At 68.9% G+C, this 20,625-nt stretch carries 22 protein-coding genes; 7 read left to right on the top strand and 15 right to left on the bottom strand.

What is annotated here, in order from left to right; genetic code table 11:
* Positions 1-58: 58 nt before the first annotated feature.
* The 3 genes from RY94_RS09395 to RY94_RS09385 all read right to left on the bottom strand — a co-directional run bounded on the left by RY94_RS09395 (position 59) and on the right by RY94_RS09385 (position 1,928).
* Complete coding sequence (locus tag RY94_RS09395) at positions 59-523, bottom strand: excalibur calcium-binding domain-containing protein (RefSeq protein ID WP_043444364.1); 465 nt, start codon at positions 521-523, stop codon at positions 59-61.
* Positions 524-771: 248 nt separating this feature from the next.
* A complete protein-coding gene (locus RY94_RS09390) occupies positions 772-1,095 on the bottom strand; it encodes an NIPSNAP family protein (RefSeq protein WP_043444362.1) in 324 nt (107 codons plus the stop codon).
* 35 nt (positions 1,096-1,130) lie between these two features.
* A complete protein-coding gene (locus RY94_RS09385) occupies positions 1,131-1,928 on the bottom strand; it encodes a nitrilase-related carbon-nitrogen hydrolase (protein WP_043444360.1) in 798 nt (265 codons plus the stop codon).
* Between the two features lie 133 nt (positions 1,929-2,061).
* Between RY94_RS09385 and RY94_RS09380 the strand changes: the two genes are divergently transcribed.
* From RY94_RS09380 to RY94_RS09365, 4 genes are all read left to right on the top strand, one after another.
* On the top strand, positions 2,062-2,235 hold the full coding sequence (locus RY94_RS09380; RefSeq protein ID WP_156135114.1) for a hypothetical protein: 174 nt from the start codon (positions 2,062-2,064) through the stop codon (positions 2,233-2,235).
* Entirely contained in the window at positions 2,232-3,686 is a 1,455-nt protein-coding gene (locus RY94_RS09375) for a purine-cytosine permease family protein (RefSeq protein WP_043444356.1), read from the top strand. Before RY94_RS09380 ends, RY94_RS09375 begins: the two co-directional genes overlap by 4 nt.
* Positions 3,683-4,780 (top strand): alcohol dehydrogenase catalytic domain-containing protein, encoded by a 1,098-nt coding sequence (locus tag RY94_RS09370; RefSeq protein WP_043444355.1) that lies wholly within the window; start codon positions 3,683-3,685, stop codon positions 4,778-4,780. Before RY94_RS09375 ends, RY94_RS09370 begins: the two co-directional genes overlap by 4 nt.
* A gap of 82 nt (positions 4,781-4,862) precedes the next feature.
* Complete coding sequence (locus RY94_RS09365) at positions 4,863-5,570, top strand: TetR/AcrR family transcriptional regulator C-terminal domain-containing protein (protein WP_052274195.1); 708 nt, start codon at positions 4,863-4,865, stop codon at positions 5,568-5,570.
* Here the strand turns inward: RY94_RS09365 and RY94_RS09360 are convergent.
* From RY94_RS09360 to RY94_RS09325, 8 genes are all read right to left on the bottom strand, one after another.
* Complete coding sequence (locus RY94_RS09360; protein ID WP_043444353.1) at positions 5,551-6,642, bottom strand: class I SAM-dependent methyltransferase; 1,092 nt, start codon at positions 6,640-6,642, stop codon at positions 5,551-5,553. The genes RY94_RS09365 and RY94_RS09360 overlap by 20 nt on opposite strands.
* 151 nt (positions 6,643-6,793) lie before the next feature.
* The gene (locus tag RY94_RS09355) at positions 6,794-8,422 is read right to left on the bottom strand and encodes a LuxR C-terminal-related transcriptional regulator (RefSeq protein WP_043444351.1); all 1,629 of its coding nucleotides are present in this window, start codon (positions 8,420-8,422) and stop codon (positions 6,794-6,796) included.
* 116 nt (positions 8,423-8,538) lie between these two features.
* The gene (locus RY94_RS09350; RefSeq protein WP_082046218.1) at positions 8,539-8,895 is read right to left on the bottom strand and encodes a hypothetical protein; all 357 of its coding nucleotides are present in this window, start codon (positions 8,893-8,895) and stop codon (positions 8,539-8,541) included.
* Between the two features lie 126 nt (positions 8,896-9,021).
* A complete protein-coding gene (locus RY94_RS09345) occupies positions 9,022-10,572 on the bottom strand; it encodes an alpha/beta fold hydrolase (RefSeq protein WP_052274194.1) in 1,551 nt (516 codons plus the stop codon).
* A gap of 176 nt (positions 10,573-10,748) precedes the next feature.
* A complete protein-coding gene (locus RY94_RS09340; protein ID WP_052274193.1) occupies positions 10,749-12,014 on the bottom strand; it encodes a hydantoinase/carbamoylase family amidase in 1,266 nt (421 codons plus the stop codon).
* Entirely contained in the window at positions 12,014-12,937 is a 924-nt protein-coding gene (locus RY94_RS09335) for a choline/ethanolamine kinase family protein (protein ID WP_043444349.1), read from the bottom strand. Before RY94_RS09335 ends, RY94_RS09340 begins: the two co-directional genes overlap by 1 nt.
* Entirely contained in the window at positions 12,937-13,878 is a 942-nt protein-coding gene (locus RY94_RS18145; RefSeq protein ID WP_197060640.1) for a hypothetical protein, read from the bottom strand. Before RY94_RS18145 ends, RY94_RS09335 begins: the two co-directional genes overlap by 1 nt.
* A 19-nt stretch (positions 13,879-13,897) precedes the next feature.
* The gene (locus RY94_RS09325) at positions 13,898-14,731 is read right to left on the bottom strand and encodes a GntR family transcriptional regulator (protein ID WP_052274192.1); all 834 of its coding nucleotides are present in this window, start codon (positions 14,729-14,731) and stop codon (positions 13,898-13,900) included.
* A gap of 359 nt (positions 14,732-15,090) precedes the next feature.
* Between RY94_RS09325 and RY94_RS09320 the strand changes: the two genes are divergently transcribed.
* From RY94_RS09320 to RY94_RS09315, 3 genes are all read left to right on the top strand, one after another.
* Positions 15,091-15,885: an inositol monophosphatase family protein gene (locus RY94_RS09320; protein WP_052274191.1), complete on the top strand. Its 795-nt coding sequence runs from the start codon at positions 15,091-15,093 to the stop codon at positions 15,883-15,885.
* A 54-nt stretch (positions 15,886-15,939) separates the two neighbouring features.
* Complete coding sequence (locus RY94_RS17855) at positions 15,940-16,188, top strand: hypothetical protein (protein ID WP_156135112.1); 249 nt, start codon at positions 15,940-15,942, stop codon at positions 16,186-16,188.
* Positions 16,189-16,321: 133 nt separating this feature from the next.
* A complete protein-coding gene (locus tag RY94_RS09315; RefSeq protein ID WP_197060639.1) occupies positions 16,322-16,816 on the top strand; it encodes a hypothetical protein in 495 nt (164 codons plus the stop codon).
* A gap of 43 nt (positions 16,817-16,859) precedes the next feature.
* Here RY94_RS09315 and RY94_RS17850 read toward each other — a convergent pair whose 3' ends face one another.
* The 4 genes from RY94_RS17850 to RY94_RS09300 form a co-directional block, all read right to left on the bottom strand.
* Positions 16,860-17,114 carry a hypothetical protein gene (locus RY94_RS17850; RefSeq protein ID WP_156135111.1) on the bottom strand — a complete coding sequence of 85 codons (255 nt, stop codon included), beginning with the start codon at positions 17,112-17,114 and terminating at the stop codon, positions 16,860-16,862.
* A gap of 92 nt (positions 17,115-17,206) precedes the next feature.
* A complete protein-coding gene (locus RY94_RS09310) occupies positions 17,207-18,238 on the bottom strand; it encodes an N-acetylglucosamine kinase (RefSeq protein WP_052274190.1) in 1,032 nt (343 codons plus the stop codon).
* The gene (locus tag RY94_RS09305) at positions 18,231-19,130 is read right to left on the bottom strand and encodes a MurR/RpiR family transcriptional regulator (protein WP_197060638.1); all 900 of its coding nucleotides are present in this window, start codon (positions 19,128-19,130) and stop codon (positions 18,231-18,233) included. The genes RY94_RS09310 and RY94_RS09305 overlap by 8 nt, the downstream gene beginning before the upstream one ends.
* Positions 19,131-19,160: 30 nt before the next feature.
* Positions 19,161-20,477: a M20/M25/M40 family metallo-hydrolase gene (locus tag RY94_RS09300; RefSeq protein ID WP_043444345.1), complete on the bottom strand. Its 1,317-nt coding sequence runs from the start codon at positions 20,475-20,477 to the stop codon at positions 19,161-19,163.
* Between the last annotated feature and the right edge of the window lie 148 nt (positions 20,478-20,625).

The following is a 20,625-nucleotide window of genomic DNA, read 5'->3' as shown; positions in this document are numbered from 1 at the left end:
CTCCTGACACGACGATGCCCGGCACACACGGTGCCGGGCATCGTCGCAGGTCTTTCGATCAGTTGCCGGCGACCAGACGACGGCGGACGACGTACGCCCCGCCCACTGCGGCCAGCACCAGGCCGCCGCCGAGCGCGAGGGCGCCGGAGTCGTCGCCCTTCGGGGTCTGGGCCACACCGGTCTCGGCTCCGCCGATCGGCATCTGGGCAACCTGCCCGGGGACCGGCTGGGCCACGGGCGGCGTCACGGGTGGTGCCACCGGCGGGGTGTTCTCGGCGACGATGCCCGCGACGATGCCGGCATCGTAGGCCGGCGTTCCTGCGGCATCGCAGCCGAAGCCGTCCTTGTCGGCGTCGAGCCCTGGCTGATAGCCCGGGGTTCCGGCAGGAATGTTGTAGACGCCGACGTTCGCGGCTTCCGTGCAGTTGTTGAACGGGAGGCCGACGGCGAGGGCGGGTGAGGCGGACAGCAGGGAGGCGCCGGCGACAGCCGAGATGGCGACGACGGTGGATAGCTTCTTCATGGAGTTACTCCTGAGACCTGGTGGGGATGATGAGCCGACTGTAGGTTCTCTGGGAACACACCAGATAGCAGCACCCGGGCACGACCGCCCTTGTTGCGCTATGCAACTAATGGCTGTACTGACCCCGGGGGCTTCGCACTTCTCAACAGTGTGTCGCAGCGCGACACGCCGCCACAAAGGAGGTCTCGGCTTCCGAGGTCCCCGGGTCCGGCACGCCGCGCCCGCGGTAGGTGTCAGTCGCCTGACAGTTATCGCGCCTGCGCCACCGGGTACAGGTCCGTGGCCTCGAGCATGACCGAGTCGATTCTCGCCGCCAACGCGCCGTCCGTCTCCGACGCCGCCTTCGCCTCGGTCCACCGCGGGTCGGCGCCGAACGCCGCCCAGTTGGCCTTCGGGTCGCCGTCGTGCTCGAGCAGATAGACGAGGACGTCGTCGGTCCCCACCGGCGTCCAGTAGCCGAGGCTCTTCATGTTGTGTTCGGTGAAGAGGCCGATGGTCGAGGAGCGGAAACGCTCCACGAGGGCGTCCATCTTGCCGGGGTTGGCGGTGTAGGTGCGCAGTTCGTAGGTCATGAGGGCCAGCTTAGGCGCGGCAGCACCCGGTAGTGCTAGGCGAAGAGCTCCGGACGCCGGCACGTCAGGTAGGTGTTGAGCTCCCGTGCACGGCGCACCTCCGCCTGGTCCACACCCGCGAAGAGCAGCTCCTCGCCGTGCCCGGCCAGGCCGAGGAACGTCCCGTAGGGGCTCGCGATGCAGCTCAGCCCCGTGAAGCCGGGCGCCGTGTGGTTCGCGTACGCGATGTACACGCCGTTCTCGAGGGCCCGCGCGGGCACCAGCAGCCTGGAGATGCGCTCCGCGTTGTAGGTGTGCGCCGGCGGCCGGTTCCCGACGTTGCCCGTGGCCGGCACCGCCGTGGGGACGAGGAGCAGATCGGCGCCGCGCTGGGCGGCGCTGCGCACGTATTCCGGGAACTCGACGTCGTAGCAGATGCCGAGTGCCACGCCCATGCCCAGCAGCGGGACCACCTCGGGGAGGTCGTCGCCGGGGGTGAAGGCGGCGCGTTCCTCGGCGCCGAACAGGTGCGCCTTCCGGTAGCGGGTCAGCTCCGCGCCCTGGTGGTCGAACAGGGAGGCGGTGATGTGCCGCGCGTCGGGCGTGGCCTCGACGGAGGATCCGACCAGCGCGATCCTGTACCGCCGCGCCATGCACGCGAGCGCGTCCCGGACGGCCTGCCCGTCGGACTCCGCGACGAGCGCAGGGGCATAGCCGGTGGCGAAGAGTTCCGGGGTCACGAGGATCTCCGCGCCCTGGGCGGCCGCCCGGGCGGCATACCCGTCGAGGCGGCGGAGGTTCTCCTCCACGGCGTCGACCGTGCCGGCGGCCTGGAGCACAGCGAGAGCGGGCACCGCTACTCCTTCCGGGAGGCCGGCCGTGCGAAGGAATTTTCGCGCAGATCATGACGGCCGATCCATTGACAGCCCTCATGATAGGCACAACGATGTACCCAAACCGAATGATATTCGATTATTGGAGACCACCATGGATTCAGCTGACGCAACGACGCCGAGCGATCTGCAGTCCAGGCTCGGCGAGATCGCCGCCCACGAGCACGACGACGCCTCCCGCGCCGCCCTCTCGGGGCGGCACCTCGGCCTGTACACCCTCATGACCCTCGGGCTCACCCTGCTGGGCTTCCTGGTGCTGGCGCTGTGAGCACGGCAAGCACCAGGAGCGCCACGAACGACGGCGGCTCGCTCGGCTCGCTGCCCCTGCTCCGCAGCGAGCGGATCTGGAACGGCGCCGACTTCACCGGCGTCAACATCAGCCTCGCCATCGCCACGTGGGCGTTCCTCGTCGGCGGCTCGACGGCGCTGCTCGTCGGCTTCCAGCAGGGCGTCGCCGCCATGGTCATCGGCAACGCGATCGGCCTCGGGTTCATGATCCTGGCCAGCGTCGTCGCCAGCCAGCGCTACGGCGTGGAGCAGTACACCCTCCTCCGGCCCGTCTTCGGGCTCGTGGGCGTGGGCATCCTCGTCTTCACCGTCATCCTCATCACCGAGATGGGCTGGTCCTCGCTGCTGGCCATCATGGTGGGCCGGGCCGTCACCCAGGTCTCCAACTCCACGTTCGGCACCGACTTCGGGCCCGAGAGCCTCATGGTCACGTTCTTCGCCCTCGCGGCGATCGCCGTCTCCTGGTGGATCCTCTCCCGCGGACCCGTGACCATCGGCCGGTTCAACAAGTTCATCGCGCCGGGCCTGATCGTCGTGACCGTCTTCCTCATGGTCTTCCTCGTCCTCAACACCTCGTGGGACACGCTGACCGGCGCCGTGCCGCTCGCCCCGTTCGAGGACGAGCGCCTCAACTTCGCCCTCGCCGTCGAGTTCAACGTGGGCGTCGGCGTGTCCTGGTACCCGGTCATGGGATCCCTCGCCCGGCTGACCAAGACCCCCAAGGCCGCCCTCTGGCCGTCCTACCTCGGGCTGTTCGGCGCCACCCTGATCGCGCAGGTCGTCGGCATGGCCGCGGCCCTGACGCTCGGCGATTCCGACCCGACGGTCTGGATGCTGCCCTTCGGCGGCCCGGTGCTCGGCGCGTTCATCCTGCTGTTCATCGCCTTTGCGAACATCACCAGCACGTCCTCGATCGTCTACTCGACGGTGCTCGCCATCCGGCAGGCGAGCGGCACCCTGCTCTCGGGGGTCCGGTGGGCGTGGCTGTGCGCGGCGTTCTTCGTCCTGCCGGCCGTCCTCGCGTTCTTCCCGGGCTTCATGTACGAGCGGTTCATCGTGTTCGTGACCCTCAGCGGCGCGTTCCTGGCGCCCATGTGCGGGGCGATCATCGCCGACTACTTCCTGCTGCGCCGCCAGCGCGTCGTCCTCGAGGACCTCTACCGCCACCGCCGGGAGAGCGCGTACCACTTCCACGGAGGCGTCAACTGGGCCGGGATGGCCGCCGTCGTCGTCGGAGCGGCCTTCTACCTCGTGATCTACAACCCGGTCACACTGACCGCACTGCCCGTCTTCGGCTACATCACGGCGTCGTTCCCGGCCGCGATCGTCGGCGGCATCGTCTACTACGTCCTCGCCCGCGTCCTCTATGTCCGCCGCGGCGTCGGCGGCTATGCGACCACTCCCGAGCAGGACGTCGAGGGTCGCGCATGAGCCGCACCTCCCACGCTGCCGTCCACCGCACCGGGTCGCAGGACCTCGATCTCACCACCGTCACCGTCGCCGACCCCGTCCCGGGCACCGTCCTGGTCCGCATGGGCGCGTCCGGCGTGTGCGGATCGGACCGCCACGTGCTCGACGGCGACTGGACGCTGCCCTCGCCCACGGTGATGGGCCACGAGGGCGCCGGGACCGTCGAGGCGATCGGCGACGGCGTCACGGACGTCGCGGTGGGCGACCACGTGATCCTCTCCTGGTTCTACCCCTGCCGGCGCTGCACCGCGTGCCTGTCGGGCAAGTCCTACGTGTGCACGGGCAGCCGGTCCGAGGAGTGCCTCCTGCCCGACGGCAGCAGCCCGCTCACCCTCGACGGCGAGCGCGTCTTCCCGTACCTGACCGTCGGGTCCATGAGCGAGTACGCCGTCGTGCCCGAAGCCGGCGCCATCCGCATCCCCGACGAGGTCCCGTTCGACGTCGCCAGTCTCATCGGCTGCTCCGTCGCCACGGGCTTCGGGGCCGTGGTGAACGACGCCGGCGTCGAGGCCGGGACGTCGGCCGTCGTCGTCGGGACCGGCGGCGTGGGGCTCTCGATCATCATGGCGCTGCGGCTCGTCGGCGCGAACCCGATCATCGCCGTCGACCTCAGCGAGGACAAGCTCACGGCGGCGCGGGAGTTCGGCGCCACCCACACGCTGGTGCCGTCGGACGGGCTCGCCGAGGAGATCGCCGCCATCACCGGGGGAGGTGCCGCCTACGCGTTCGAGGCGATCGGGCGGGTGCAGACCATCGAGTCCCTTCCCTCGCTCATCGCCCCGGGCGGCAAGGCCGTGATCGTGGGCCTGCCGCCGGAGGACAGTCCGGTGTCCATCGACGCGCTGCTGCTCGCGGAGAGCGGTAAGTCGCTCATCGGTTCCAACTACGGCTCCACAGTGCCGGGGCGGGACTTCCCCCGCCTGGCCGCGCTGTACCTCGCGGGGCGGCTGCCCGTCGACCGGCTCATCTCGCACCGGATCAGCCTGGACGAGGTCAACGAGGCCTTTGACGCGATGCGCCGGGGCGAGCGGGCACGTAGCGTGATCGTGTTCTGAGAACGACGACGACGACGACGACGCGCGCGGCGCGGGACCGGAACAGCGGAGGGCGGCGCAGCCGCCGGTACAGAGGGGGAACATGGGGCGGCCACGCCAGGCGATTCTGTCGCCGGAGAAGATCTATCGGGCAGCGCTGGAGCTGGTGGACGAGTTCGGCGACTTCACGCTGCCGGGGCTGGCGAAGAAACTGTCGGTCAGCCCGTCCTCCATCTACCACCACGTGCACGGACGCCCGGACATCATCAACGGGATCCGGTCGGTCATCGGCTCGGACGCCCTGGCGGCGGGGGACTTCTTCACAGCTGGTCCGGACTGGCGGGACCGGGCGGCCGCGTGGGCGAGGAGCTACCGCAGCGCCCTCGGCCTGCATGCGAAGGCCATCCCGCTGCTCGTGGGGGAGGCCGTGACGGACACCGCGACGCTCGACATCTACGAGCACCTCGCCGCGGTCTTCGTGGAGCAGGGCTTCGCGGCGAACGACGTCGTCGTCGCCGTGACCGTCCTCGACAGCTTCATGCTCGGATCCGCGCTGGACATGGCGTCACCGGAGCTGTCCTGGCTCGCCGATGCCGAGCGCCAGCCCGCACTGCACGGTGCGTTCGCCGGTGCTTCCCTGGACGGGAAGCGCTCGGAGCTCGGCTTCGAGGCGGGCGTGGCCGCGATCATCGCGTACCTCGGGACGATGCTGCCGGGCCCGGACAAGCGACCGGCGGACGACCCCGAGGGGCCGCCCGCCGATCGCGGAGCAGGATCGCCGGAGGACCGGCTCACCCCTTCGACGCCGTGAAGTAGGCATTGAACGGGTCGGAGTCGATCGCCTTCTCCTCGACCTCCGAGAACCCCGCCTCGCCGAGCATCGCCTGCGCGAGCTGCGTCCCCCAGACGGTGCCGAGGCCGGCGCCGTCGAGCCCGAGCGAGACGCTCATGCAGTGGACGGTCGAGAGCGCGTACAGGAACGAGGCCCACGGCAGCCCGATGTTGTCCTCCACGTTGCTCGAGGCCTTGATGTCCACCATGAGCAGGCTGCCGCCGCTACGCAGCGCGGTGAACATGGCGCGCAGCACACCCGCAGGATCGGCCTGGTCATGGATCGCATCGAAGACCGTGATGGCGTCGAAGGCGTCGGTCTCGTCCAGCCGGGCGACGTCCTGAAGGACGAAGCGGGCGTTGTCCAGGCCCAGCTTCGCGGCTTCCGCCCGGGCTGCGGTGATGGCCTCCTCGGAGAAGTCGTAGCCGGTGAACGTGCTCGCCGGGTACGCCTTCGCCATCAGGTTGACGGCGTGGCCGCTGCCGCAGCCGATGTCCGCCACCCGGATGCCCGCCTGCAGCCGCGCAGGAAGATCGGGGATCAGCGGGAGGATCGTGTCGATGAGCGCGGCGTCGTTCACCCCGGCGCTCTCCTCGGCCATGATCGCGTGGAAGCGCGGGTAGTCCGTGTAGGAGAGGCCGCCGCCGTTCCGGAAGCAGTCCACGATCCGCTGCTCCATCTCGCCCATCATGCTGACGTACTGCATGATGCGGGCCAGGTTGTCGGGCCCCGCGGCGGTGGTGAGCAGGGCGGAGTGCGTCGCGGGCAGGGCGAAGGTCCTGTCGGTCGGTTCGTAGGCGAGGACTCCGGCGGACGCCATGCCGCCGAGCCACTCCCGCACATACCGCTCATTGAGGCCGGCGGTCCGGGCGATCTCCGCGCTCGTGGCGGCGGGCAGCGTGGCGAGGGTGTCGAACAGGCCCGTCTGGTGTCCGATGCTCATGAGGACGGCGATGCTGCCGCCGTTGAGCAGGCCGATGCACCGCTCACCGAACGCCTCGACGGCCGCGAGGTCGGCGTCGGCCGTTCCGAGTTCCGTACTGACTGACATGATGTGCTCCCTGGGTTCGTGCGGGCTTGTCCCGCTGCATCGAGCCTAGGAATCAGGGCCCCGGCGCTGCTTCGGGCAAACCCTGCATTTCGGCGAACCGCACTGGTGCGAATCATGCACGACGGCGCCGCGAGGGTCGGGCGGCGGGTGATCAGCCGCTAGGAGCGACGCCGTTCTCCCGCGCCCAGGCCGCCGCGGCGGTGCGGGAGGAGACGTCGATCTTCCCGAAGATGTTCGCGAGGTGACGTCCCACGGTCTTCTCGCTGATGAACAGCTGCCGTGCCGCCTCCCGGTTCGACGCGCCGGAGGTGATCGCGGCGAGCACCTCGAGTTCCCGCGCCGTCAGTCCGCCCGGTGCGCTGCGCGCCACCATGGGCCGCAGCTCGGCGACAGCGCCGAGCTCCTCGAAGATGGTCCGCGCGGCCGCGGTGTTCCAGGCCGCGGCCTGCGGCTGGCCCAGCGCCTCGTACGCCAGGGCCTCCCAGCGGTGGATGACGGCGCTCGGGTAGCGGGCCCGGGCATCCTCGAAGAACCGTCGGGCGCCCTGCAGGGACGCGAGGGCGTCGGCGGGGTGGGAGTCGGCGAGCAGCAGGATACCCCGTGCCTTCTGCGCCCACGCGCGGAAACCGGCGCTCCCGTAGCGCTCGGCCGTGTGCTCGAGCTCGCTGCACAGCTCCTCCGCCTCGTGTCGCAGCCCGAGCCGCAGCGCCGCCTCGACGGCCGTACCGAGGAGCCGCGCCCGCGCGAGCCGGTCCCGCCCCTGCAGTGCGGCGAGGAGCCCGGCGTAGGCGGCTTCGTCGTCGCCGTCCGCCGCCTCCAGCAGTGCGAGCCCCGGCTGCGGCTCGATGCCGCAGCTCTTCGCCAGCGCGTACGCGGCCCGCGCGCCCTCCGGATCCCCGCGCATCCGCCGGATCTCCCCGAGCTGGTAGTAGCCCTCGCCGGCGGCCCAGATGTCCTTGTCCACGAGATCGGCGCTGGCGCGTTCGATCTGCGGTTCGACGTCGTGCCAGCCGCCCTCGATGCTCAGCAGTTCCAGGCGGTGCACCCGGCAGACCCCGGTGTACATGACCTCGCTGCCGAAGCGGGCGCACCACCGTTCGGTGGCCCCGGTCCAGGACCGCATGCGGCGGTAGTCGGCTAGTTCGTGGCACACGTGGATCACCGTGCAGTAGATATCGCCCACCCACTCCAGGGCTATCCGGTTGGCGAGCACCGGCAGCATCGCCTCGTCCAGTTCGGCGAAGCCGCGCGCCGTCTCGCCGCTGCGCACATCCGCGAGTCCGGACAGCACGAGCCCGAGGGACATCAGGGCGGGGTCGGCGAAACGCTCGCTCATCTTGCGGAGCCGCGAGATGTACGACGGCGGCGGGGCGGTCCCCGAGAAGTCCAGCTCCAGGACGGCCTCCAGGTACAGGAGATACCCGTGGGCGGGGCTCTCGGGCAGGTCGCCGAGGATGCGCCGGGCCCGGCTGATCCACCCGGAGCCGACGGCGAGGTCTCCCCGGTTCACCCAGAGGAGGGCGAGCTCGAGCGCCTTCATCGCGGCCCGCGGCAGGGCATGGTTCTCGCAGTGGTGCTGGAAGACGCGCTCCGAGACCTCGCAGTTCTCCTTCACGTTGCCGCTCCACCATGCGGCGCTGCCGAGCAGTTCGAGGTCGTCGACGTTTAGGGGAGTGGAGGCGTCGGCTGCGCTCAGGGCGTCGAATGCGGCACGCCAGTCGCCCCGGGCGTGGGCCGCCCGCCCGGCGCTCAGGAGTTCGGTCAGCTCCTCGGTGTCCATCAGGCCATTAACGGTAGTCCTGCGGGCGCCGTCGCACCACGGCAGGACGGCCGGGGTTCTCGCCCGGCCGTCCGCTCGTCAGGTGGCGCGTCGACCGGCCGCCGCGCGTCCGCGCGTCAGGTGGCGCGTCGACCGGCGGCCGTCGCGGCGTCGGCGCCGGTGGGGGTTCCGGGTGCGCTTGCGACGTCGACGCCGGTGCCGCCGGCCTCCTGCGGTGTCCGCGAGAACCGCAGGTACCAGACGAGCATGAGCGCCGATGCCACACCGTAGAACGCGTGGAGCATCCAGATGGGCCCCGGCGGCAGGCTGAACACGTACACCGAGTGGACGACGTTGGCGACGTTGCTGAGGGCCATGTGCCCCAGGCTGTAGGACTCCATGTTGCGGGTGCGCACGGCCTTGAGGAGCATCGGCAGCGTCGACAGGGCGAACAGCACGGTCGAGATGGTTCCGGCGATCACGGGAAGGTTCATGCGGACGAGGCTATGGAGCCGGGTGCCCTCCCCGCGTCGGGTGAATCGTGTATTTGTGGTGGAGCCTGTCCTGCACACTGCTGCAGCATCCTCCGCTGACCCGAGGACTTCCGGCCGCGGGTCCGGTCAGGACGGCGGTGTCCGGACGAGCACCGTGTCGCGCAGATAGCCCACGAACTCGTCGGGCTGCTCGAACAGCGGACGGTGGCCGGAGGTCGAGAGCTCGGTGGTCTCCTTGACCGGGGCCTCGAGCATTTCGAACCATTCGGCGAACGGCTCGGCGCGGCCGCGGGCCTCGTGGGCGCCCTGCACGAAGTACACGGGGACATCGAGGGTGGTGGCGTCGGTGCGGAAGTCGGTGTCCTGGAGCTGGGGGTAGATGACCGAGAAGGTGTCCATGAACGCGCCGAGCAGGTGGACCTGGTCGGTGAGGGTGTACTCGGGGACGATGAAGTTCTCCGAGAACCCGCCCTCGCCCTCCGAATTGCCGGTGTGGTCGTAGGGGTACACCTGGTCCTCGTAGGACAGCGCGGTCTCGTAGTCGAGCATGTCCGCATAGGGCGGCGGACCGATCCGTTCCAGCTCCGCCACCAGCGCCGTATCGCCGGATTGCTCGGCCCAGGCGAGGGTGTCCTCGTAGAAGATGGTGTCCGTCTCGAGCGGGCTCACCATCTGCCCGGTGCCGATGAACGCGTGGTAGAGCTCCGGCTCCTGCGCGGCGGCGAGGATGCCGTAGATCGTCCCGCCAGACTGGCCCATCAGGTAGATCCGGTCCTCGCCGAAGCGCTCCCGCAGCACGTTCGTGACCGTGATCGCGTCCTCGACAGAACTCCCGAGGGTGAGGGTGGACGCCGGATCCAGCGCCGGGTACGACGTCCCGGTGCCCCGCTGGTCCAGCGTGGCGACGACGAAGTGGTCCTCCAGCTCCTGCAGATGATTGCGCATCGCGCCCAGCTCGGATCCGCCCGGGCCGCCCGCGAGGAACAGCAGGACGGGCTTCCCGACGTCGGCGCCGCGCAGCATGAGGCCGAGGTCCTTGCCCCCGGCCTCCACCGTCGTGAGTTCGGCGATGCTGCCGGTCACGGGCTCCCCGTCCGCGGCCTGGATCGGATCGGTGCCGGCCGGCCGGGCGATGACCACCGCGAGTGCGATGAGCGCCACCGCCGTGAGGGCCGCAACAGCCCGGCGGACGACGACGCCGGCACCCGCCCGGTGGGTGTCATCGGGGGAGCGCGTGCGTCGTCGCGCTGCTCCGGCACCGATCGCTGCACCCAGGATCATCGGGGGCAGGGCGAGGAAGGCATGGAAGCCGCGCCCGACGACGAACGCGAGGATGCCGTAGGGGCTCATGGAGATCTCGTCCACAGTGGGCCCGTCCGTGCCCATGCGCGTGAGTTCGACGACGACGACGACCACCGCAGGCGCGGCCAGCATCGCCCACCGCGACCGGAGGACGAATCCGACGGCGGCGCCGACCAGCAGGCAGAAAAGCATCGTGCCGAGCGACTCCGCAGTGGTGAGGGGACCGCGGGGAGTCCACCAGCCCAGCAGGAGGCCGCAGCCAGCGGTGACCGCCAGGGCGACCGCAGCGCCGATCCGCCGGACGGCCCAAACGGGTTCCATCATCGTCAGCACGCGCGTGGAGGGAGTGGGGTCCGTGTCGAGGTCGGTGGCCATCGGGTGTCGTCAGCCTTCCGGAGGTGGCGGCCAGGGTCCTCCTTCAGCGTCCCGTGGTGCTCCCGGCCCTGATAGAGCCGAAGGTCCGCGGGTCAGCCCTCCTTCAGTTCCAACAGGGCCTCAGCCCTCATGAGGCCGTTGAGCGACCGGTCGATCCCGTCAAATGCATCGCTGTCCTAGGAGTCTGGATTTCCATCGTCGTCGGGGCTACTCGCGAAAGCTTCTCCCAGGGTCTCCACCGCCTTCACCATCACGCTGAGCCCATTCACCAGGTCCCTGTCCTCGGTCATTTCACGGCAGTTATGAGTCTGTCCGCCCACGCTGGGAAGAAAGAAAAGCATGCTCGGTACTGCGGTGTTCATGACGAGGGCATCGTGTCCGGCGACGGTCTTCATGCGCCGGCTCGACAACTGACAGCCGGTCGCTGCCCGTTCCAGGATTTCGGGGCCTTCTGGCCACATGCGCGTCGTCTCACGCAGCGACTCGGCAGAGACTTCCAGGCTCGCCCCCGTCACCCGGCCGATCTCCTCGAGGACCACGTCGAACTCGGTCCTCGAAGCGGCCAGGATCGTGGGATCGTCGGACCGCAGCTCGACCTTGGAGCGGACGTCGGACGGGGTGCAGTTCGGGGAGTCGGGAGTGATCCGGAGAGAACCGACCGTCGTGTGGAGTCGACCATCGGGCTGACCGAGGCCCATGTCGCGCACCGCGGTGATCAGGAGTGCGGTCGCGTACAGCGCATCGACGCGCTCCGCCATAGGGGGTGGGCCGGTATGTGTCTGCAAGCCGATGACCCGGACGTCCAGTTTCAGGGCACCCCACGCGCCCTCCACGACGCCGATGTCCACGCTTTCGCGTTCGAGTATGCAGCCTTGCTCCGCGTGGACCTCGAGGTAGGCCGCGGGGAGGGGGACCTCGTCGTTTCCCAGGGCATCGATCTCGGCCAGGCTCTCTCCGAGCGTGGCCCCGCGAGAATCTGTCGCGCCGAGAGCCGTTTGGACCGGGATGCGGCCGGTGAAGACGCTGCTGCCGAGCACGCTCGGCTGGAACCGGGCGCCTTCCTCGTTGGTCCAGTTCACCACGCCCAGGTTGAACGGCAGCTCACCTGACCGGATCTTCGGCTCGAGAACGCGTGCTGCCCACAGTGCGATCACCACACCGGTCTGTCCGTCGAATCGTCCGCCGTCCGGCTGCGAGTCCAGGTGCGAGCCGAGGAGGATCGTGGGCCGTTCGTCCGGTGGGAGCACGAACCCGAAGAGGTTCCCGACCACGTCACGTGCCACCGTGTAGCCCCGTTCCCGGAAGCTGGACGTCAGGAGGCTGCGGGCTGCACCATCCTCCGGTGTGCCGGCAAGGCGATGGAGGCCACCGTTCTTCGCTCCGATCTCGGAGAATGCACTGAAGGTACGCAGGAGCCCGTCCCGGTCGTCAGCGCTGACCATCAGATCAGATCCAGCCACTCTTCGAACTGTGGGTGCTTCGAGACGAGGAAGCTGCGGTAGAGCTTCCAGGTGCCGTATTTGTAGTAGTCGAATTCCTCATCCCGGACCGCATTGTTGATCAGGCCCCACAGCCCCCACTTGGTATCACAGATCATGCGGCACACCATGACACGAGCGAAGAACGCCTCGTCGTCCTTGCCCCGGTAGCGACGGACGAGTACCCGGGTATCGTCCACGCTGGTGAACATCTCGGTGAAAAGTAGAGCAAGCTCGTAGGTCACTTCGTTGTTGGCTGCGTAATCGAAATCAACCAACTTCACCGATCCGTCGTCTCCCAGCAGGAAATTGCCCGGCATCGGATCGTTGTGCGCGGGGACAAGGGTCAGCCCGGAGGCGCGGAAGCGCTCGGCCGCGCGACCATACGCCTCGACGACGTCGTCAGCCCAGGAGGGCAGGGCGATCGCAGAACCGCGGACCTGATCCAGGTGCTCGTCCACCATGTCCAGCATCGTCTTGGTCTGGGGTAGTGGCGGCGTCTTGTGCCACGCCTGGTAGATGTCGATGATCTTCTCCAGAAGTTCCATGCTCTGGAAGTCGAGAGTCGTCGCGGTCCGGTAACCCTCCCCGAGGAACTCGGAATACTCGATCCCGGTCTTGTCGTCGAAGAACAGGACGCGCGGGCTGATGCCGACCTCTGCGGCCTGGCGTGCGGCCGCGTTGGCCACTGAGCGGTCGATGAACGCCTCCGTGCCCGGGCCGGGGATCTTGGCGAAGATCTCATGCTCGATCCCGGTCATGGAGAGCCGGAAGTTGTGATTCGTCAGGCCCCCTGGGACCGGATTGACGACCGGTGTGGATCCTGCCCATTCCGGATTGCGGTTGGCGCTGTCCGAGAGTGTATCGATGTCGGTCTGGGTAGTCATCAGGACAGTTCCTTCTCTAGTTCGGTCATGAAGTGACGGTCGGCAAGGGCGATTTCGGCGAGGGTCATGTGCCAGAGTCCGTACTTGATGGAGTCGAGGTCCTCGTCCGGGTCGGTGGCCGCGCGCAGGGAGGTGAGCAGGGACCACCGCAGGTGCTCGACGAGCGAGATGACCTGCACCACGGCGACGTCCTTCGACGTGGCCTCCGGCATCACCTCCCGCACCAGTGCCTCCGCGCTGAGCACCGTGGGGCATGCCTCGGACACCAGGAGGGCCGTGTCATGGACCTGGGACAGCTGTGCGGCTGAGCCCCAGCCGACGATCCTCACCTGACCGTCCCGATGGACCATCAGATTGGACGAGGTCGCTTCGCCCTGCGAGGGTCGGAGCTCCACGCCTCTGCGGTACTCGAGCAGTACCTCCTTGAAGCGCAGTACGTGCTCGACGCCGGTGGTGACCCGTGGGTCGAGGGCTACTCCTCGATCGCGGCACTCCTCCTCGAGCTGGATGAGGTCAGCGATGGGACTGCGTGGGGCCAGGTTCAGATCGAGTGCAGCGAAGGCTCTACGCGTGCTGAGAAGGTTCGCGCGGAACTGGGGGTCGGCGTAGTAGTCCAGGCGAACCACGCGCCAGTCGTCCGCCAACTCCTCCACAAGGAGGATGCCGATTTCCTGGTCGTAGGCGTGGACCCTGGGGCCGATTCCGTTCTCGCCGGCCGCCACCGCAGCCTGGATCATGCTGTGGCGGTTACGCCAGGACCACGCATGGCGACTCATCACCTTGGCGATGACCCGGCCGTGTTCCTCACTCCGGCCACGGATAAGCGTGTTGTCGGAGGCCCACCAGCTGGGGGAGGGCAGCTGGGGAATGGGGCCGGACCATTGGATCTCCTTGAGATCGCGCATCCGCGTGAACTCCGAAAGCCGTTCCTGAACAGGCATGAAACTCCTCCTTCGATGGTTAGGCGTGGCTCCGCAGCCGTCGTTCCACGGTGGAATCTGGCTCCATCATGAGAGAACGCTGGTGGTCCAGGCCGACGTCATCCGCGCAATTGTTCGCGGTGTGGGTAAGGGTGGTGAGGGTGGCGTTGAAGAGGTCGTGCGACAGCTCGACGGGTGCACCTGACGCGTCCCGCGAGATCCGGTCGATGTCGAACAGTGGCGTCCCGATGGTGACCTTCAGCAGCTGGGCGACGCTCGCGCTGGCCAGGGAGATGTTGATGGTTTCGTCCACGGACGCCAACGTGACGCCGTAGTCCCGCTCGAACATCTCGTACAACGAGTTCAACGAGCGATCAAGCAGGTCTGGGAAACGCGCGGCCGGCAACGTCATCTGCTCCAACGAGAGCGGCTCGGAATTCGCCAGGCGAAGGCGCAGGATGACCAGGACCCGCGCTCCATGATCAAGGCCGAGGGCGGCGGTCTCTGTGGTGTTGGCGCCGCGCTCCTCTGTCCTGAGTACGCGAGTGGTCGACAGGATCCCCTGCTCGCTCAGTAGCGCCGGAATGCCTTGAATCCGGTGCAACTGGCGGTGCACCTTGAGTGAAGCATGCGGGTCCAGTCCTCCCAACTGCAGTGCGGGATGCTCCTGCCGGACGAGTGTTCCGCCGTTGCGGCCCACCCGGCGCTCCACGATTCCCTCGCCCTGCAGCCACTCCAGGGCCTTGCGCAGGGTTCCGCGGGCCACGCCGAGTTGCGACGCCAGGATCCGCTCGGAGGGGAGCCTTGATTCCCCGCGGTCATTCAGCTCAGCCATCAGCATCAGGAGGCGATCGACGATGACGTCAATGCTCATTGGTGCATCTGAATGGACCATTGAATTCTCTCGCCGGTAGGCTTCGCGGAATTACCGCCCAGTATATGATCTGGATCACACCCGTTGTCCAGATGCTCTTCTTCCCGACCCGCAGCACGAGGAGCCACCATGGCCGTAGCGCCGCCGGAGCCTGGCCCTTTGGTTCACGCGCGTAGACCATTGCGTGGTTTCCCGGCCGTCGTGCAGGACGGTTCACCTGGTGATGGTCTGCAGCATTGGCACGGCAGGACCGGCCAGTCCGGGCGGATCCGGGGCGTGGTGCTCTCGCGGAGCGGGATGCCCGCCGGTGTGCAGGTGGCGCTGAGCCACAATCAACCATCTTCAACGAGGGACGCACTATGACCATTGATGCACGGTTCCAAAATGCCCTGAGTATCCTCGAGGCGGGCTCGGACATGGCCCGGTCCTGGTTCGACGAAGCACATTTCCGCGTGGAACAGAAAGACGATGGAACTCCCGTTACGGAGGCCGACCGCAACGTGGAGCGACATCTCCGCGACGAGCTCTCCCGTCACTTCCCGGACGACGGCCTGCTGGGTGAGGAATTTCCAGAGGTAAAGGGGACATCCGGCGGCCGATGGATCATGGACCCGATCGATGGCACCAAGTCCTTCATCCATGGTGTGCCGCTGTACTCCACGCTCCTGGCGTACGAATCGACCCAAGGAATCGAATTCGGCGCCATTGCGCTACCCAGCCTGAATCGTTTGGTCTACGCCCAGTCAGGCCGTGGATGCTTCGATGGGCAGGGCAGGCGATTGGAAACGTCGAGCCGCCGCGACGTGCAGGGAGCCTATGTCCTCTCGACGTGGCTCGAGGACTGGCCGATCGACCTTATCGACCGGATCCAGAATCAGGACGGCGTCATTCGTACGTGGGGAGATGGGTTCGGCTACGCGCTCGTAGCGGCCGGACAAGCAGACGCGATGATCGACTTCACGGTCTCGCCCTTCGACGTAGCTCCTATGCCGGTCATCATGAGAGAGGCCGGGGGCATCTTCACCGATTTCGGAGGAGTCGATTCGATCTATTCCGGAGTCGGTCTGGCCACGGCCACCCGCGAGTTGCATGATTGCATGCTGCGGGATCTCGCGGCGACCGCTGGCTTACCAGGCCAGGACGCCACGGATTAGCACGCTTGCTTTGCACCGTCATCACGAACCGTTGCGCAACAGGTCGTCGGCGAAGTGGAGCAGTTCCGCCCGGGCCGGTTGGCCCCGTCGGCGACCGCGTCAGGGGCGTCGGCAGCAGGCGACGACGGCGAACCCGCCGGCCGGGCCAGCCTGGCCGGGTTCGCTCTTGATGTCGATGTCGAACACCACGTCGTCCTGATGGTGCCAGGTCGAGAAGACCTCGACGGGCCGTCCGTGCTGGTCGAAGCTCGCACCCTCCAGCAGAAGTACGGCCGACGACTCCGCAGCCGCAGCCGTTCCTGATCAACCCGGGATCGGGGCCGTGCCGGTGGGCCGGGCAATGACCACCCGAAGGCCCGAGGGGCGGCGCGTGAGCTCTTGGCTGGTCTCCGCCCGGGGACCAAGGGCCCTGTCCCTCAGGGTCGGAACTAAAACAATGGAAGAGGACACGATTCCGCCGCCCGTCGTGCGGGCCCATCCGGAAGCCGAGGCGACCATGCTGAAGATCACGAAGGATCGGCCATCCGCGCCCGATCACAGCGAGGGCCGGAAGCGAACGGGGCTGGCCCGGAAGATCGTGGGCGGATTCTTCCTGTTCACGGGAGGAGTGCACCTCGGGATCGTAATGGCCGACCCGCAGTTGTACGCTTCCTTCGCCCAGGAATCGTTCCTCCCGCTCATCGAGAAGGCCTGGAACGAGATCTTCATGGCCGCTCCGGCACGCTGGGGTCTCGCGCTCGCCGCGGGCGAGGCCACCCTGGGGGTCCTGCTCCTCCGCGGAGGTCAGTGGGCGAAGGCCGGCTGGATCGGCGTCATCGCGTTCCATGTGGGGCTCATGCTGTTCGGCTGGGGATTCTGGCTGTGGAGCGTCCCGGCGCTCGCCGTCCTAATCTGGGCCGCCCGGGCGGACTGGCGGTCCCTGCAAGCCTGACGGGTGGACTGCCCGTCCGGAGTAGTGGCTGACTCAGGCCGCGTCAGGGCTCAGGCTCTGGGTTCCCCGACGGCGACCCCGACGACGACCCCGACGACGACCCCGGCGACGGCTTAGATACTGACCGGGCGATCGCGCCGACCACGAGTCCGACACCCGCACCGATGGCGGCGCCGATCGCGATGCCGGGTCCACCGGCGATCGCCACCCCGATGGCGCATCCGGCCCCCGCTCCGAGGGCGATCCCGATGCCGGGGTACGACTCCTTCAGGGTTTCCTCAGGGCTTCGCTGTTTCATCGCTCGATTCTGGTGGGCCGTCTCGTGGGCGGCAAGGGCCGTGTGACCCGACGTCGACCGCGGGATCGAGCGCTCCGACGAGTCAGGCGACGTCACGCCTCCAGGCGTGAGCCCGGCATCCGACGGGCCGCGGACAACTCGTGCCGGACGCTGGTGAGGAACGGAGGTCGATCCTGGAGTGTCCCGCGGCCGAGCGCCCCGGCAGCAGCGAGCCCCATCGCGCCGTCGAGCGACGTCCCGGAAGCGGGCGTCAGGCGTACCCCGGGCCGGAGAGCCGTCAGGTGTTCGGAGAAGGCAGCGAGGACCAGGGGAGAGGCCTCGAACAGCCCTCCGGTCCACGCGACGGTGAGGGGCAGGCCGGGGACGAAGGCCGCGCTGCAGGTGCCGGCCAGCTCGGCACCGGCGTGCCGCAGGATGCCGGACGCCACGGGATCGCCGTCGTGCGCTGCGGCTGCCGTCGCCGGCACGAAGGAGGCGAGGACGGCCGATCGGTTCGGGCTGCTGTAGAGCCCCGAGACCAGCTGGTCCGGTGAGCCGAACTGCCCGGTCAGGGACGCCAGGAGCGCCGGCGAGCCTCCTGCCCGTCCGTCGTGAGCCCGCAGGGCGGTTTCGAGTGCTCGCCGGCCCACCCACGCGCCGCTGCCGACGTCGCCCAGGAGATGCCCCCAGCCGTCGGCGCAGTGCCACCTCGTGTGGTGATCGGTGCCGAGGGCGATGGCACCGGTGCCGGCGGCGACGACGACGCCGGGCTCCCCACCGAGCGCCCCCAGGTGCGAGGTGACGATGTCCGATGCGACGAAGGTCAGCGATGCCCCGCTGATGGCGCGAAGCCCGTCATGCAGCGCCGCGACGTCCTCGAGCAGGCTTGCCACACTCGCCGCGCCCACGGCGATCGCGGTGATGTCCCCGCCGCCGGCCGCTGCGCGTGCCTGGGCCACGAGGGGAGCCAGGGACGCCAGCAGACCGGTGGCGTCCACGCCGTTCCGGCCGATGTCGAGGCCGGGTCCCTGGAACCGGGGGTAGCTCGACGGTCGCCCATCAGGCGCCGCGGCAGGTACGACGGCGACCCGGCAGCCCGAGCCACCGACGTCGACGCCGCAGACGAGGCGTGCGTGCTCAGCCATGGGGACGGGCGTTGCGGTGTGAGGTGATGACCGCCCGGGTGGTGGTCAGGGCAGCGTCACTCGACGCGAAGTCCTGGTGGGTGAGCGCGACGAACAGGCAGTCGACCACCAGCAGCTGGCCGATCCTGCTGGATAGGGCGCCGGGCCTCGGGCCGCGCTCGCTGCCCGCCGCGATGAGGGGGTAGTCGGCAGCCCTGGCCAGGCTGGAGGTCTCGGCACCGGTGAGCGCGATCGTGACCGCCCCCGCCTCCGCCGCGACCTCGAGGACGGCGAGCGCCTCACGGGTCTCGCCGGAGTCCGACACGATGACGGCGACGGCGGGTGCCCCCAGCAGCGCTGCCTCGGTCATGCCGAGGTGGAGATCGGCGGGGCTGTGGCAGATGAATCCGGCACGGGTCAGCTTCTGCTGGAGGTCGGCAGCCACCAGGCCGGAGGCGCCGACGCCGAAGGACAGGATCCGGTTGGCCCGGGCGAGCGCTCCGGCCGCCGCCTCGACCACGGCCGGGTCCAGGTGGGCCGCGGTCTCACGGATGGCCTGCTGCTCCGCGTGGGCGAGCTTGGCGATGATGTCCGCCGTCGCGTCGTCCCGGCGTACCCCGCCGGTCACGGCATCGGGGGGAGTGCCCCTGCCCGATGCCGCCGCGAGGGCCAGGCGGAGCTGCGGGTATCCCGCGTAGCCGAGGGCTTTCGCCGCCCTGACGATGCTCGCCCCACTGACGCCGATCTCCTTCTCCAGGGACGACATGGAGGAACCTGCCACGTGGTCGGGGTCATCGAGGATGAGGCGCGCGACCTTCTGGGCTGCGGGTGGCAGGCCCGAGAGGCTCGCGCGGATCCGGGCGGAGATCTCGTCGGGGCCCTCGGGGGGCAGGGGGTGGGTCATGGCGCCCATGGACGTCCTTTCGGCCAGGAGGCGTGCACGTCAGACATGCGTCAGGAAGTCCTGCAGGATGACCTGGCCCGTCCGCAGCCCGTGGACCGGGACGCGTTCGTCGACGCCGTGGACGCCGTCGGAGGTGCGTCCGTCCGGGTCGGCTCCCTGCGGGGAGAACCCGTAGCAGGCGATGCCCAGCGGCGCGAAGGCCTTCGCGTCCGTTCCGCCGCCCAGGCACCGGGGCACGACGACGGCGGCAGGGTCGTGCCGCTGGAGGGCGTCCCGCATGGCCCTGAACCACGGGGAATCGATGGGCGCCTCGACGGGGGGCTGATGGGACAGGAACCGCCGCGTGATGCGGGGGCCGAGCAGGTCGTCGAGGGCGGCGAGCGTCTGCTCCTCGGTTCCGGGGAGGCACCGCACGTCGAGTTCGGCGGACGCCGTGCCGGGAATGACGTTGACCTTGTAGCCGGCGTCGAGGACGGTAGGGGTGGCCGAGCACCGGATCGTGGTGCGGGCGACCGTCCCGGCGTCGCCCAGGCGGTCCACGGCCGCCTCGATCCCGGCGTCGCTCTCCAGATCCGCGGCGAAGCCGAGCGCCGCGGAGGTCTGGTCGAGGTACGCGCGGACGGTGGGGGTGAGGACGATGGGCCAGGCGTGCTCCGTGACGCGGTGGAGCGCGCGGATCAGGTGGGTCACGGCGTTGTCCGCGTTGGGCCTCGAGCCGTGGCCGGAGGTTCCCGTGGCCGTGACCCGCATGTGGAGGGTTCCGCGCTCGGCTGCCGCTACCGGGTAGAGGCGGACCTCCGCGCCGGCCTCCGAGGTGAGCAGGCTCGGCACCCCACCGGATTCCCCGATCGCCGCTTCGACCCCCCGGAACAGCTCGGGGTGCTCGGCGGCGAGCCAGAGTGCCCCGTAGTCGCCCTTGTCCTCCTCGTCGGCCACGAAGGCGACGACGACGTCACGCCGGGGCTCCGACCCGTCGGCCGCCCACCGCAGCAGGGTGGCCAGGGTCATGGCCACCATGTCCTTCATGTCGCTGGCACCCCTGCCCCAGACGTACCCGTCGCTGATCGTCCCCGCGAACGGGTCCACCGTCCACTGTTCGGGTTCGGCCGGCACCACGTCGAGGTGCGCATGGACGAGGAGGCCCGGCAGGGCCCGGTCGGTTCCCGGGACGCGCACCACGACGGACGAGCGATCCGGCGTGGGTCCGAGGATGAGCGCGTCGTACCCGGCATCCACGAGGAGTCCGTGGATGTAGTCGGCGATGTCCCGTTCACCCGCACTCTTGCCGTCGCCGTAGTTGCTGGTGTCGAAGCGGATGAGTCGGGCGCAGAGCTCCGCGGTGTCGATCACGGCCATTGGTCCTCGCTTGAAATATGGGGGAAACATTCCATGTCGGAGCGCTTGCGGCGCCGTGGGCCGAAGGGCCCGACACGGCTTCGCAAGTGGTTTGCATCACAATACCCAATTGTGTAGCTTGCTTACATCGCAGCCACCGACGACACGG

This window comes from Arthrobacter sp. L77 (assembly GCF_000816565.1).
GTDB classification, from domain to species: Bacteria; Actinomycetota; Actinomycetes; order Actinomycetales; family Micrococcaceae; genus Arthrobacter_D; species Arthrobacter_D antioxidans.
The sequence above is the reverse complement of the archived record's forward strand: the minus strand, read 5'-3'. Positions and strand labels throughout refer to the sequence as shown.